At 70.3% G+C, this 14949-nt stretch carries 10 protein-coding genes; 9 read left to right on the top strand and 1 reads right to left on the bottom strand.

Annotated elements, in window-relative coordinates; all coding sequences use genetic code 11:
• Nucleotides 1-50: 50 nt before the first annotated feature.
• The 8 genes from DMB66_RS41210 to DMB66_RS41180 all read left to right on the top strand — a co-directional run bounded on the left by DMB66_RS41210 (nt 51) and on the right by DMB66_RS41180 (nt 6450).
• The gene (locus DMB66_RS41210; protein ID WP_125809563.1) at nt 51-428 is read left to right on the top strand and encodes a lipopolysaccharide assembly LapA domain-containing protein; all 378 of its coding nucleotides are present in this window, start codon (nt 51-53) and stop codon (nt 426-428) included.
• Between the two features lie 85 nt (nt 429-513).
• Complete coding sequence (locus tag DMB66_RS41205; RefSeq protein ID WP_125809562.1) at nt 514-837, top strand: helix-turn-helix transcriptional regulator; 324 nt, start codon at nt 514-516, stop codon at nt 835-837.
• A complete protein-coding gene (locus DMB66_RS41200) occupies nt 834-1361 on the top strand; it encodes an SRPBCC domain-containing protein (RefSeq protein WP_125809561.1) in 528 nt (175 codons plus the stop codon). Before DMB66_RS41205 ends, DMB66_RS41200 begins: the two co-directional genes overlap by 4 nt.
• A gap of 62 nt (nt 1362-1423) precedes the next feature.
• Complete coding sequence (locus tag DMB66_RS61700; protein WP_158647534.1) at nt 1424-1600, top strand: hypothetical protein; 177 nt, start codon at nt 1424-1426, stop codon at nt 1598-1600.
• Nucleotides 1601-1708: 108 nt separating this feature from the next.
• A complete protein-coding gene (locus DMB66_RS41195; protein ID WP_125809560.1) occupies nt 1709-2239 on the top strand; it encodes a hypothetical protein in 531 nt (176 codons plus the stop codon).
• Nucleotides 2240-2307: 68 nt separating this feature from the next.
• Complete coding sequence (locus tag DMB66_RS41190; protein WP_233625213.1) at nt 2308-3294, top strand: alpha/beta hydrolase; 987 nt, start codon at nt 2308-2310, stop codon at nt 3292-3294.
• Between the two features lie 138 nt (nt 3295-3432).
• A complete protein-coding gene (locus tag DMB66_RS41185) occupies nt 3433-5529 on the top strand; it encodes an ATP-binding domain-containing protein (RefSeq protein ID WP_233625212.1) in 2097 nt (698 codons plus the stop codon).
• Nucleotides 5530-5733: 204 nt separating this feature from the next.
• Nucleotides 5734-6450, top strand: a complete 717-nt coding sequence (locus tag DMB66_RS41180) for an LPXTG cell wall anchor domain-containing protein (protein ID WP_125809558.1) — start codon at nt 5734-5736, stop codon at nt 6448-6450.
• Nucleotides 6451-6599: 149 nt separating this feature from the next.
• Here the strand turns inward: DMB66_RS41180 and DMB66_RS41175 are convergent, their stop codons facing one another.
• Nucleotides 6600-7934: a serine hydrolase gene (locus DMB66_RS41175; protein ID WP_125809557.1), complete on the bottom strand. Its 1335-nt coding sequence runs from the start codon at nt 7932-7934 to the stop codon at nt 6600-6602.
• 263 nt (nt 7935-8197) lie between these two features.
• Between DMB66_RS41175 and DMB66_RS41170 the strand changes: the two genes are divergently transcribed.
• Nucleotides 8198-14949 (top strand): LamG-like jellyroll fold domain-containing protein (locus DMB66_RS41170; RefSeq protein ID WP_199752921.1); only part of this gene is annotated, 6752 nt, incomplete at its 3' end.

The following is a 14949-nucleotide window of genomic DNA, read 5'->3' as shown; positions in this document are numbered from 1 at the left end:
CGCCCGTGAACGGGGTTAACAGAGCGCAAGGATGGGCAAGACTGAGAGCTATGGCGCACCCATCCGAGAACCGTCCGCTCACCTCCGCCGAGGACACGCCGCCGCCGCTCCCGCCGGAGCTGGCCGGGACGCTCGCGGGCCTGGAAGGTGCGGGTGAGGCGCCGCCGCGCCGGGAGCCGGTGAGGGTTCCGCGGACCCGTACCAGTGCGGTCTGGTTCGGGGTGTGGGCCGGCGCCGTCTCGCTGATCCTGCTGATCGTCTTCGTCGCCCAGAACACTGGCAACGTGCGCCTGAGCTTCCTCTGGTTCGACGGCCAGATCTCGCTGGCGCTGGCGATGCTCATCGCCGGGGTGTGCGGCGCGTTCGTCGCGATGGCCGTCGCCTCGGTCCGGATCATCCAGCTGCGCCGCCTGGTCCGCCGCCGCTGACCGCTTGCCGACCCCGCCCGGCCGCTCGCCGGGCGGGGTTCTTTCGGGCTTGACATGTGACCTATTGGTCACATAACTTTACGTCATGAACGAGGACGACGACCGGGTGTTCAAGGCACTCGCCGACCCGACCCGTCGCTTCCTGCTCGACCTGCTCTTCACCCGCGAGGGGCGCACGCTCACCGAGCTCGAGTCCGAGGTGGAGATGACCCGCTTCGGCGTGGCCAAGCACCTCAAGGTGCTCGAGGAGGCCGGGCTGGTGGTGGTCCGCCGCGCGGGCCGGGAGAAATTGCACTTCCTCAACCCCGTGCCGATCCGGCTGATCCACGACCGCTGGATCGACAAGTACACAGAGCGTCACGTGACGGCGCTCATCGATCTCAAGAACGCGCTGGAGGACGAGACATGACCACGGAGACGATCGCCGAGACCACCCAGGTCTACCGCGTGTGGATCAAGACCACGCCGGAACGGATCTGGACCGCGATCACCGACCCGGAGTGGACCGTGAAGTACGGCTACGCGGCCCCGGCCTATTACGAGCTGAAGCCGGGCGGTGCCTACCACTCGGACGCCACCGACGAGATGCGCGAGTTCGGCGCGCAGAACGGCTTCCCGATCCCCGACCAGGTCGTCGACGGCGAGGTCGTGGAGTGCGACCCGCCGCGCCTGCTGGTGCAGACCTGGCGGATGCTGATGGACCCGACGACCGCGGCGGAGCCGTACACGACGCTGACCTACCTCATCGAGGAGCTCAAGTCGCAGCCCGGCGTCTGCCGCCTGACCATCACCCACGAGATGGCCGGCGCCCCGGCCACGGCCACGATGGTGGCCGGCTCGCCGCTCGACGAGGCCGGCGGCGGTGGCTGGGCCTGGGTGCTCAGCGACCTCAAGTCGGTGCTGGAGACGGGTACGGCGCTGAGCGGTCGCTAGCCGACAGGGGACGCCGGTCCGCGCGGGCGGGCCGGCGTGCCCCTCTCCGCTACCCTGGCGCCATGACCGGGTTCTGGACGCTGCTGGTGGTGCTGGCCGTGATGATCGCCGGGCTGGCGATCTTCGTTAGCCGCCGCGACCGCGGCCGGCAGCAGGCCACGGAAGCGGCCGCCTACGGTCACCCCGTGATCGAGACCCCGGGCAAGCGCGACACAGGCCTCGACGGCGGCTCGATCTAGACCGGTTTGACCGGAGCTGCCAGTCTCCAGGCATGGCGGCACCCCTCGATGTGAGCACCCCGCGTCGCGCGGTGCGGCACCCGGCGGCATCGACAGTCGGTCGCCCTGGTGGTGGCCGTTCCGCTGGGTGCGCTGCTGGCCGGAGTGACCGTAGCCGTGGCCTTCCCACTCGCGCGGGGCCTGGAGACCGGCCGGTCCGCCGGCTCCGCCGTCGACGATCCGACCCTGATGCCGGTCCTGCTGCGGGAATTGGCCGCCTTCCCGCTGTACGCCGCGGCCGGCGTCGGGTTGGGCATGCTGTACGCCGGCAGCGGGCGGCTGCGCGGGAAGGCGAAGCTGCTGGTGCCGTTGCTGCTGCTCGGCTGGTGCGTCGCCACCCTGACCGGGCTGCTTCAGGACGACGAGTTCGATGCCTGGCCCTGGCTGCTGTGGGCCGTCCCGTTCGTCGCGGCGGGTGCGGCGATCGCGCTGGCGGGCCTGTCGCTCGACGTGTGGGAATTCCCGCCGGTGCCGGTGGGCGACTGGGGGCACGGCGCGAGCGTCGCGCTGCTGGTGAGTGCCACGGCGTACGCGGTGGGGTTGAACCTGCTCGCGCACCTGGCGGCGCGGCGCCGGCGGACACCAGGGAAGCCTGTCTGACCGCCGCCGCCCGGGCCGATCAAGATTGACGGCAGTGAATGGTACGGTCCGAGATCGGGAGGTTCGCTGTGCACCCGTCTTTTGGACCGCCGCCGCCGTTCGATCCGGAACTGGCGGCGGGCCTGGCCGCCCTGGGCGACGCCGCGCCTGCTCCGCTCACCCCGGAAAGGCTTCCTGACCTGCGGCGCGAGGCCGCGGAAGCGACGCCGCCGACGGACGAGGAGCTCAGCCAGGACGGCGCCTACCAGGTCTCGGAACGGACGATTCCCGGGCCGCCGGGAGCTCCGGATCTGTCGCTGCTCATCTGCCGTCCCGTTGGCGGCACCGCCCCGATGCCCGTGCTCTACGGCATCCACGGCGGCGGCATGGTCGGTGGCCACCATCGCAACAGCGCCGCCAACGTGCTGCGCTGGGCCAGGCATCGGCCGACCATCATGCTGCTGTCGGTCGCATACCGGGTGGCGCCCGAGACGCCGCACCCCGGGCCCGTGGAGGACTGCTACGCCGGGCTGGTCTGGACGGCGAAGCACGCCGGCGAATTGGGCATCGATCCGGACCGGATCATCGTGGCCGGCGGCAGCGCGGGCGGCGGGCTCGCCGCGGCCGTCGCCCTGCTGGCCCGGGACCGGACCGGCCCGCCGCTGCTCGGACAGTTGCTGCTGTGCCCGATGCTGGACGACCGCAACGACTCCCCGTCGGCGCATCAGATGACCGGCGTCGGCATCTGGGACCGCGTGTCGAACGAGACCGGCTGGACGGCGCTGCTCGGTGCCGCTCGCGGCGGACCGGACGTGTCGCCGTACGCCGCGCCCGCACGCGCCACCGATCTGTCCGGGCTTCCCCCGGCCTTCATCGACGTCGGCTCCGCCGAGACGTTCCGGGACGAGGACGTGGCGTACGCCAGCCGACTCTGGCAGGCCGGCGGCCAGGCGGAGCTGCACGTCTGGCCGGGCGGATTCCACGGCTTCGACGGGTTCGTGCCCGATGCGGCCATCTCCCGAGACGCTGAGGAAGCCAGACTGCGCTGGCTGGACCGCCTGCTCGGCGCCCCATGATCGATTTTCGCCCACGCACGGAGTGGGGTCGGTCACTTATTGCGGGCGAGCCTCGCCCGGCTGCCGCCGGAAAGTAAGTCAAGCCTTACATTGCCGCACATTCTCCCGACAATTGAAGGTCGGCGAGAGGGGGTGGCGGTGGCGGATCAGGTCGCGGCCGAGCAGGTACGGGTGACAGCCATGTACGAGCGGCTGGATGCGGAGGCGGCCGCGGTGCGGGCGGAACTCGCCGCCGCCGGGGTTTCTCCGGGGCCGAGCCTGACGCCGGCTCCCGGCTCGTCTTCGGCACCCGACCTGGCCTCCGCGCTCGACCGGGAGGCGGCCGTGGCCCGGCTGGCACGCAAGCTGGCGGACCTCCACGCGGCGGAGTCGGCCTGCTGCTTCGGCCGCATCGACCGGGCCGACGGGACGACCCTGCACATCGGACGGCGCGGGCTGTGGCAGGACGGGGAACCGTTGCTGGTCGACTGGCGCGCGCCCGCCGCCACCCCGTTCTACGCCGCAACACCCGCACACCCGATGGGGCTCCGCCGCCGGCGCCACCTGCGGCTCGCCGAACGTACGGTGAAAGGCCTCTCGGACGAGATCCTCGACGGCTCGGCACCGACCGCCGACGACGTGCTCGGCGACGGCCCGCTGGCCGAGGCGCTGAACGCCGAACGCACCGGGCGGATGCGCGACGTGGTGACCACCCTGCAAGCGGAACAGGACGCCATCGTCCGCTCACCCCACCGCGGCGTCACCGTCGTCCAAGGCGGACCCGGCACCGGAAAGACCGTCGTCGCGCTGCACCGCGCGGCGTATGCGCTGTTCGCCTTTCCACCGGCAGCGTCGCGGGGCGTGCTGGTGATCGGTCCGGACCCGCGGTTTCTCGACTACATCTCGCAGGTGCTGCCGTCCCTCGGCGAGAACGACGTCCGGCTGGCGACCCGGACCGGGATCGCCGGCGCCTCGGTCGAGCCGGACCCCGCCGCGCGCCTCAAGGGGCGGGCCGCGTTCGCCGACGGACTCGCCAACTGGGTCCGGGCCCGGCGCCCCGCCGCCGCGCCCATCTCGCTGCCGGTGGGCAACGAACTGATCGAGATCGGAGCGGCCGCGGTGGCCGACGCGCTCGCCGCCGCCGGGGATCTGCCGCACAATCCGGCCCGGGCAGCCTTCAAGGAGCATCTGATCGCCGAGGTCGTCCGGGTGCGGGCCCAGGCCGCGCGGGACCAACTCGAGCGGATCGACGCGGAGACGGCCCAACTCGTCGGCCTGGATCTCGACGAGGCGGTGGCGGCGGACCTGCGGTCACTGGGCCTGGCCGACCCACCGGCGGCCTCCGCAACGGCCGGCTTCCCGGCGAGCGGCCCGGCGGCGGCCGGCGTGGAAGTCGACGATCCGGCCACGGCACGCTCCGCGCTGCAGCACGACCAGCGGCTCGACCACGCGATCACCGCACTCTGGCCGCCGCTCACCCCGCCCGAGGCGGTGGAGGCCCTGTTCGCCGACCCCGCCGCCCATCTCCCCGCACTGGCCGCCGACGACTGGGCGCTGGTGCGGCGGACTCCCGGGTCGCCGTGGACCGCGGCGGACATGGCGCTGCTCGACGAGGCCGCCGGCCTGATCGATGGGCCCTCGGACGACGTGTACGGGCATGTCGTGGTCGACGAGGCGCAGGAACTCACCGAGATGGACTGGCGAGCCGTGATGCGCCGCTGCCCGAGCCGCTCGATGACCGTGGTCGGCGACTTCGCGCAGGCCGGCCCGGGCTCGACGCTGACCGGCTGGCAGGACGCCCTTCGCCCGCACGTCGGCGGCCGCTTCCACGTGCACACCCTGACGATCAACTACCGAACCACCGCGGAGATCCTGGACAGCACTCGCGACCTGCTCGCCGCCATAGCGCCGGACCAGCGACTCAGCCGCTCCCTCCGGCACGGCGAACCGCCCCGCCATCGCCGGGCCACGGCCGTTGTCCGTACGGTGCTGGAGGAACTGGACGCACAGACCGCAACCGGTCCCGGCGAGCTCATCGCGGTGATCTGCGCCGACCGGTCGGCGCCCCGGCTGGCCGCCACGGCGATCTCCGACCGGGCCCGGGTGGTGCCCGTCTCCGAGGCCCGCGGCCTCGAGTTCGACTCGGTTCTCGTCATCGACCCGCAGGAGATCATCGCGTCTCGCCCAAGCGGCAGGCGAGATCTCTACGTGGCCCTGACCCGCGCCACCCGCCGCGTTTGCACCATCACCCGGTAACCGTCGGTAATGCCGGGAGGGCACTCCGCCACGAGGCCCGCACGGTTCGCTCACTGGGGCGATCTGACCGAATCGCCTGCTCAGTGCGGGTGACTGACTGCCCGCTCGTGCCCAAACGAGCATTGACGAAATCCGCAGTCTTGCCTGTCCGCCCACCGACGGTAGTATCCCCAGGCTTTGCCTTCAACGGGGAGGAAGACCCACGTGCTACGAAAGATCCCGGCCGGCGTCCTGATGGCGCTGGTCCTCCTGATACCCGCGGCGCCAGCGGCGGCACGAGCCGAGACCCCCGGGCTCGACGCGGCCTGCCAAACGGTCGAGCGCAAGCTCTTCAAGGACATCCGCGAGCTGGTCACCATCGACCTGGACACCGCCACCGATGTGGAGATCCAGGTTGTTGCCAACCAGATCCTGGCTGCGGCAAAAGCCAACTCGTTGCCCGTCCTGCCTGGCGCGATGCAGGAGCGGCTGCGCGGCACCGCGGAAGACCTGCGGGCCTTCCTCAAGAAGGGCATGAAGACCGCCTGGACGGCGGATCTGCGGATCTCGGTCGGCCGAACGCTGACCGGCGCCGGCGCCAACGTGCGGGCGGCCGCGCAGAAGGTGCTCGACGACGGGAGCATCGATGCTTCCCTGGCTTACCTGAACGAGGGTCTGTACGCCGCACGTGCGCTTGACTGCGCGTCTCAGCCCACACCGACGACGACCGCCACACCGAGCGCCACGCCCAGCGCCTCGACGACCGCCGCACCTGTTCCAACCTCCTCCGCCAGCACGGACACCACCGGCGGCGAGGGTGGTGGGCTGCCCCTGACCGGTGCCGACACCGGGACTGTGGCCGTCGTCGGCGGTGCGCTCCTGCTCCTCGGCGGCGCCGGCTACCTGATCGGACGCCGCCGCCGTTCCCGCTTCGTGGCATAGCCGGCCGATCGCGCCCGGCTGAATGCTCCGTCGAGCCGGGCGCGATCAGCGGCGTGTCTGCTGCGCAACAGGAATCGCGCTCGCGGTGAGCGGTCCATCGGGGCATCCGCCACGCGCACGGCCCCGCCTGCTGCGGAGGATCGCCGTTGTCATGCGATGGCGTTGTGTACGGCGACGCGGTGGGTGTCCGGGTTGGACCAGCTCCAGTTCGGGTGGGCCCGGTTGGTCAGGAGGACGACGACGGTTTTGCGGGCTGGGCTGACCAGCAGGCTGGTGCCGGTGAACCCGGTGTGGCCGAAGGTGGTGGGGGAAGCGAGTTTGCCCATGAACCAGGGCTGGTTCAGTTCGACGCCGAGGCCGTGGTCGGCGGTGCGCTTCGGGCGCTCCGCGTCGATGGCGGGTTTGCCTTTGTTCACGTTGGTGAGCGCCTGCTTGAGGAGCGCGGCGGAGAGCAGGCGTTTGCCGTTGTAGGTGCCGCCGTTGAGCATGAGTTGGCCGATGACTGCGACGTCTTTGGCGGTGCCGAAGATGCCGGCGTGTCCGGCGATGCCGCCGAGGTGGTTGCAGACGTCGTCGTGGACGGTGCCGCGGAGTAGGCCTCGGGAGGAGCGGGCGTCGGTGGCGACGAGGCGTTGTTTGGCGCTGACCCATTTCAGGGGTTGGAAGCCGGTGTCTTTGAGCCCGAGCGGGGTGAGCAGGTTGTCGCGCAGGGCTTTGTCGAGGGTTTTGCCGGTGAGTTTCTCGACGAGCCGGCCCAGCACCATGAGGCCGACGCTGGAGTAGCGGAACGTGGTTCCCGGCACGCCGCCCTTGACCAGCGGGGTGGTCAGCACCGACTTCCAGCGGGCGGTGTTGTTGGTCATGCCGGTGACCTTGGCGCCGACGGGCAGGGCGGAGGTGTGGGCGAGCAGCATGGCGATGGTGATCTTGTTCTTGCCGGTGCCGGTGAACTCGGGCAGGTATTTCTGTACCGGCGCGGCCAGGTCGACCTTGCCCTTGTCGACCAGTTGCAGGACGAGCAGGGCCGTGTAGACCTTGGTCAGCGACGCCAGGTCGAAGATTGAGTCCGGCTTGGCGGCGACCCGCTTGCTTGCCGGTAGTTCGACCGGGCCGGCCTGGTAGCGCAGGGCGTGCCCGACGGCGGTGTGCAGTGTGGTCTTGCCGTCGACCATGACGAGGGCGACCGCTCCGGCGTACCCGGGGTGTTTGGGATTGTCGGGGGTCGGCTTCAGGTATTTGGTCAGCACGTTCTGCACCCGGGCCGCGTACGCGGGCGGGGCGGCTGCGCGGGTCTGCGCTGGCGTTACCGCCGTGGTGGCGGACGATGTCGAGGGCGCCACGGCGACCTCGCCGGCGACCGGCACCGCTGGTGGTGCCGTGGCGGGTTCGGCCCAGGTCGGTGCGGGGTTCTCGGCGCAGCCGGCCAGGGCGGCGGCGGCGCTGGAGAGTCCGGCTCCGAGCAGCATGCGACGGGTGAGAGACACGGCGCGATGATGACACACCACCCCCACGCGCCGCTGCCGCTCATCGACCGTTCACCATGCGTTTTCAGAGAAAGTCGCGCTGGAACTGTGGCGTGCGTCACGTGACAATCACTCTCTGAATCATAAATCGGACAGACAGTGATCAACTTGAGGCGTAAGTCCGATTGATGCGCGTCATGTGCCGATGACGGCTTGTTGCATCGATGAACGCGAAACCCTACGGTTCTGGCAATTCGTGGCCCGAGTAACGGGGGGACGCTGCGATGTCGCACGAGCGTGCACACTTTTTCAGTGACTGGAACGCAGGATGGCGCCTCGGCTGGATCCATCGGCTGAGCCTGTTCATCATCCTGGTTCTGGTCGCCTCCATCGCGGACGTGCCGGTGAACGCGGGAACTCCGGCCGTGGCCACGTTGCCCCAGGCGCCGGCGACGAAGCCCGCCTGTCCCGCTGACCGTGCGGACGTGGCGTCCGCGGCGGTCGCGGCGAAACTCTGCGGTGGCCGAGTCGAGGCGGTGGGGGAGCGGACGGAGACCACGCAGGTCTTCGTCAACCCGGACGGCACGATCACGGAGGATCGCGCGCTGGCGCCGGTGCGGGTGAAGTCCGGCGACAAGTGGCAGGACGTCGACCTGACCCTGGTCAAGGCCGCGGACGGCAAGGTCGAGCCGCGGGTGCACGCGCGGAACCTGCGGCTCTCCGGTGCGGCGAGCGGTGCCGGTGAGCACGAGGTCGTCGCACTCGGCTCGGGTGAGCAGCGCACGAGCATCTCCTGGAAGGGTGCGCTGCCGGAGCCGGTGCTGGACGGCTCGACGGCCACGTACCCGGAGGTGCTGCCCGGCGTCGATCTGGTGGTGAAGGCGCAGACCACCGGGTATGAGCAGTTCTTCGTCGCGAAGGACCGCGCGGCGTTGGACCGGGTGGAGAAGCTGACGCTGCCGATGAACACCGGCAAGCTGACCGCCGCGCCCGACGGCGCCGGCGGGCTGACGTTCAAGGACGCCAAGGGACGCACGGTCGGCCGGTCGCAGGCGCCGGAGATGTGGGACGCGAGGATCGGCCCGGTCTCGGGGGATCATGTCAACCGGGCGCCGGTCGGTATGCGTACGGTCAAGAAGTCCGCGGGTAAGGCGGTGCTGGAGCTGACCGCCGACCCGGACTTCGTCGACCGCCCGGATTTGGCGTTCCCGGTGACGATCGACCCGCCGGCGTCGTTGCCGGTGGCGTTCGACGCGTTCGTGCAGAACAGCTACAGCAGTGACCAGTCCGGCGCGGACGAGCTGAAGCTCGGTCATGTCGTAGACGGTGGTTCGTATACGGCGCGTTCGTATCTGCGGTTCGGTACGACCGGGATCTGGGGCAGCCGGATCATGTCGGCCAAGCTGCGGCTGTGGGAGTTCCACTCGTACTCGTGCACGGCGATGTCGTGGGAGGCGTGGCGCACCGACCGGGCTGATTCCGCTACCCGGTGGACGGCGCAGCCGACCGCGCGGGAGAAGGTCGGTACGTCGACCGAGACCAAGGGTTACAGCTCCTCCTGCGCGGATGGTTACGTCTACATCGAGGTCGGCAAGGCACTGCAGTCGGCGGCGGACAACAGCTGGAACGACGTCACGGTGATGTTGCGCGGCACCAGCGAGACCGATACCCGTAGCTGGAAGAAGTTCGACTCGGCCGAGGCCGGCCACCCGCCGGTGATCTCGGTGACCTACAACGCCGCACCCGGTACACCCACCGCACTGGCCGTGGCTCCCTGCTACAGCTCCTGCGCCGCCGGGGCGCGGACCTCGGCGGTACGCCCGACGCTGTCGGCGAAACTCGCCGACAGCAACGCCGGGCAGGCTCTGCGCGCCGAGTTCGAGGTCCGCAACAAGGCCACCGCCGCGGTCGTGGCCACCTCCGGGATCAGCACCGGAAGCCCTGGCTGGACGAACGGATCGACCGCGACCTGGCAGGTCGGCACCAACCTGGTCAACGCCACTACCTACCAGTGGCGGGTACGGGCGAAGGATCCGTACCACGACGGCGGCTGGACCGGTTGGACCGACCTGACCGTCGACACCGACAAACCCCTGGTCCCGTTCGTCTCCGCGACCCTCTATCTCAATGACGGGCAGCCGCACGGCGGCGCCGGTCAGTCCGACACCTTCACCTTCACCCCTGCCTCGGGCACCGGCGATCTGGCCGCGTTCGTCTACCGGCTCGACACTGACGCCTCCGCGACCACAATCGCGGCGACCGGCGCCATCACCCGGACGCTGAGCCCGCCAGACGGGCAACGCACCCTGACCGTGCAAGCCAAAGACCGCGCCGGGAACCTGTCCAACGCCAACGTCTACACCTTCTCCGCGGGCAATGCCGCGCTGGCACAGCCGTTGCCGGGCGCGACGATCGTCAAGCGCACGAAGCTGCAGATCACCACCCCGGTCAGCGGCTACACCAGGGCATTCTTCGAGTATCGGCGCGGCCCGGGTGGCGTGACTCTGCCCGTACCGTCGGCGAACCTGACCTCCGCGATGGGCGAGCCCATCACCGCCACCGCCGCGGCGCCCGCCGCTCTCGGCTCCCTCGGCGGGTACGCGATCTGGAACGCCTCCGACACCCTCGGCACTGTCGGTGGTGTGGTCGAGGTCCGGGCCCGGATTTACACCGCCACCTCGACCAGCCCGGTGTACGACACCGCGTGGATCCGCGTGACCGTCAACTCGAACGGCGACGGCGGCGCGGTCGACGAACTTGGCGGCGGCGACGTGGACCTGCTCAGCGGCGACCTCGCGCTGACGGCCACCGACGCGAACGAGGCCGGTTTGTCGGTGACCCGGGACGCCTCGTCGCGCAACCCGGCCGACGGTTACGTCGCCATGCCGCAGAAGTTGACCGCCAACCAGCAGCAGGTCTCGACCGACCTCACCGGCTTCACCACGCCGAGCACATCGACCGCGGTCCGGTCGACCGGGCGCGGCCAGGGCGAGATCACCCCCGCCGACTCCGTCGAGATCACCCCGGCCACGACCGGCACCAGCAACGACACCTACGTCGCGGTTGGCGGTGACACCGGCGCCCTTCGGCTCGGTATGCAACCCGGCCGCACGTACCGGATGACGGGTTGGATCCACGTGCCCGCCGCGACCACGCTCGCGCCGAGCAACGCCGACCGTGGCCTGCGCGTCGTCGGCTGGTACAAGACGGGAACCACGTACACGCCGGTCCCATCCGCGATGGCCGCCTACACCGACGCCTGGCAGGAACTGTCGGTCGACATGACCGTGCCGGTCGGCGCGACCGAGGCGCTTTTCCGCCTCTACAACGGCAACGCCGCCACGAGTGGCAAGAAGGTCTACTGGGACAACATCTCGATGACTGAGGTCGTCGCCCCGTTCGGCCCCTCCTGGTCGGGCGGCGCCAGCGGCGGCCCGGCCGACACGGACTACACCACGCTCGCCTTCCCGCAGCCCTCCGTGGCCCGGGTGAACACCATCGGCGGCGACTGGATCACCTTCTCCCGCAACACCACCGGCGGCGAGACGTTCACCCCGGAACCGGGCAACGAGGGCATGGTGCTGACCCGCCCGGATGCCGGTACGTATCGGCTGGCCGACGCCGACGGCTCGGTGAGCGAGTTCACCCAGCAGGGCGGCGTCTGGACGGTCACGTCGAGCTGGACCGACGAGGACAACTCGACCACCCGTTATGTGTACGACACCACCGGTGGCCGGATGCTGCTGAAGAAGGTCGTCAATCCGGTTGAGCCCGGCGTGGACGACACGAACGGTTGCACGGGCAGCACCCTGCCGCGGGGGTGTGAGGTCCTCGAGTACGGCTATGCGACCAGCACGACCGCGGGGCTGAGCCAGACGGTGTTCGGTGACTATCTCGACCGGGTCGCGACGGTGAAGATCTGGAACTGGGATCCGGACGCGAACGCGGTCAACGCGGTCGAGGTCGTCAAGTACCGGTACGACAACCTTGGCCGGCTTCGCCAGCAGTGGGATCCGCGGATCTCCCCCGCGCTGGTCACCGCCTATGAGTACGACGCCGCGGGCCGGGTCACCAGAACGACTCCGCCCGGCGAACTTCCGTGGCAGTTCGACTACGCGAACCCGGACGTGGACAGCGCGGCGTTGCGCTGGAATCTGGACGGCGCCGCCACCGACAGCTCCGGTGCGGGCCGCAACGGCACCGCCACCGGCGTGGCCTGGGGCGAGGCCAACGACCCAGCGAATCCGGCGGACCGGGCAGCGGTCTTCACCGGCGCTGCGACGGCTCAGATCACGGCGACGGGCACACCGTTGTCCAACACCGCCCCCTACACGGTGGCGGCCTGGGCCCGGATCACCGACACCTCGGTCAACCGCACCATCGTCTCCAAGGACGGCTCTCGGACCAGCGGCTTCTTCCTCACCTACGTGGCCGCGGAGAACAAGTGGGCGTTCTCCCGCACCACAGCGGACGCCGACTCCTCCAGCGCGGTCCGTGCCACCTCGAATGTGGCACCCACGCTGGGGCGCTGGACCCACCTCGCCGGCGTCTACGACACGGCGTCCGGAACAATGAAGCTCTACGTCAACGGCGTGCTGCAGAGCACGACAGCGGCGACGGGCGGCTGGAACGCGACTGGCAACTACGTCGTGGGCCGTGCCAAGTGGGCCGGCGCCAACACCAATCCGTGGACCGGCGGCATCGACGACGTGCGCGTCTACGGCTCCGCGCTCACCGGCGACCAGATCGCCGATCTGGCCGGGGACGAGAACACCGGCCGGCTGATCCGCGCACGCCGGGCCGCGCTCAAGCCAGGCAGCAAGACGGAGACCGACGGCGAGATCGCCACCAGCGTGGTCTACAACGTTCCGCTGACGAAAGCAGCCGGCGGCCCGCAAGACCTGAACCACGCGGCCATCTCCGCCTGGGGCCAGAGCGATCTGCCCACCGACGCCACCGCGATCTTCGATCCGGAGGACACCCCTGCCCGCAACAGCGCCACTCCCGCCAGCCCGGGTGTCAACGGCTATCCGTACGCGACCGTGCACTACCTCAACGCCGGAGGAAAGGAGGTCAACACCGCCTCGGCCGCCGGAGACATCAGCACCAGAGAGTACGACCGGTTCGGCAACGTGGTCCGGACCCTCACGGCCACTGACCGGATGCTCGCCCTGGGCACGCTGCCGGGCGCCGCCACCGCCCTGGCCGAGCTGGGCCTGCTCGATTCCGACCCGGCCAGCCGCGCCCTGGAGCTGTCCACCGTCAACCGGTACAGCACCGACGGTATCGACCTGCTGGAGACGGTCGGGCCGACCGCCACCATGGTCGTGGAGCAGGACGTGGCCGACCCCGACGGCGGCGGGCCGCTCAGCGCGGTGGCGGCCGGCCAGACCGTGATCGCTCGGTCCCGGACACTGCGTGCCTACGACGAGGGCAAACCGGACGGCGCGACCTACCACCTGCTCACCACCCAGACCGAAGGCGCGGCGATCGACGGCTACCCGTTCGCCGACACCCGGGTCGTCAAGAACTACTACGACGCGGAACAGGGTGGAACGTCCGGCTGGACGGTCAAGATGCCCACCAAGGTCGTCGCCGACGCCGCCGCCGGTGGCGAGCAGCGGACGTCGTACAGCGTTTTCAACCCGGCGGGACAACTGCTTGTTCAGTGGGGGGCCGGCGCCACCGGCAGCGATGCCCGAACGACCAGGTCGATCTACTACACAGCCGGAGCCAACGCCGCCGACGGGGCCTGCGGCAACCGTCCCGAGTGGGCCGGTCAGCCCTGCCTCTCCCGCTCGGCCGGCGCGGTCACCGGGCACGACCCGGAGCGCATGACCAGCGACCTGCCGGTCCGCCGGATCACCGGCTACCACCGTTTCGGTGACGAGACGGAGGTGACCGAGAGCGCAGGCGGCAAGTCGCGCACCACCACGACGGTTCATGACGCCGCCACCCGGGTGATCAGCACGACCGTCACCGCCGAGCAGGGTGTCGCCGTTCCCGTGGTGACCACGGACTATGACCAGGCGACCGGAGACGCCGCCACGACCAGCACGGGTACCGACACCATCCGCCGCGAGTACGACCTGCTCGGTCGCCTGGTCGGCTACACCGACGCGGACGGCGCGCGCACGGCCACCGAGTTCGACCGATACAGCCGGACCCTGCGAGTCAGCGACCCGACCGGGACCACCAGCTACACCTATGACCGGGCGATCGACCCGCGCGGCCAGGTCACCACCGTCACGGACAGCGTGGCCGGGGCCTTCAACGCCGCCTATGCGCCGGACGGGCAGCTCAGCGTGGTGAAGTACCCGGGCGGACTTACCCGTACCGACAGCTTCGACGCCAACCGGCAGCCGGTGGGCCGCACCTACACCCGCGACTCCGACGGCGAGATCGTCTACTCCGAGTCGGTGCTGGAGAACTCGGCCGGGCAATGGGTGGAGCAGGAGTACACCGGCGGCAGCAAGCGGTACTCCTACGACGGGCTGGGCCGGCTCATCCGGACCCGGCACGACAGCGCGGCGACCGCCGGCTGCGTCACCCGGACCTACACGTACGACGTCCGCTCCAACCGCAGGCAGCAGGAACTCTCCGGGCCCGGAACGGACGGCGTCTGCAGCACGGACGGTGCCACGCTGACCGAGCACTCGTACGACTCGGCCGACCGGCTCACCGATGCCGGCTACAGCTACGACGCGTTCGGGCGGACCACTGCCGTACCGGGCGGGCTGACCAATACCTACTACGCGAACGACCTGGTACAGCGCCAGGAACTGGGCGACGCCCGGCAGACCTGGACGCTCGACCCGGCGTACCGGTTCCGCGGTTTCAGCACCGAGACGGAGGTCGACGGCGCCTGGATCGGGTCCACCTCGAAGCTGAACCACTACGGTGACGACACCGATGAGGTCCGGTGGGTCGTCGAGGACACCGCGGGCCAGGCCTTCACCCGCAACGTCGCCGGTCCGGACAGCGACCTGGCGGCGACGACGACGTCGACCGGTGAGGTCCAGCTCCAGCTCACCAA

Source organism: Actinoplanes sp. ATCC 53533 (assembly GCF_003947245.1).
The sequence above is the reverse complement of the archived record's forward strand: the minus strand, read 5'-3'. Positions and strand labels throughout refer to the sequence as shown.

Bases quoted from the DNA above. Each gene is read 5' to 3' on its own strand.
- DMB66_RS41210 (WP_125809563.1), top strand. From the start codon at position 51: ATGGCGCACCCATCCGAGAACCGTCCGCTCACCTCCGCCGAGGACACG.
- DMB66_RS41205 (WP_125809562.1), top strand. From the start codon at position 514: ATGAACGAGGACGACGACCGGGTGTTCAAGGCACTCGCCGACCCGACC.
- DMB66_RS41200 (WP_125809561.1), top strand. From the start codon at position 834: ATGACCACGGAGACGATCGCCGAGACCACCCAGGTCTACCGCGTGTGG.
- DMB66_RS61700 (WP_158647534.1), top strand. From the start codon at position 1,424: ATGACCGGGTTCTGGACGCTGCTGGTGGTGCTGGCCGTGATGATCGCC.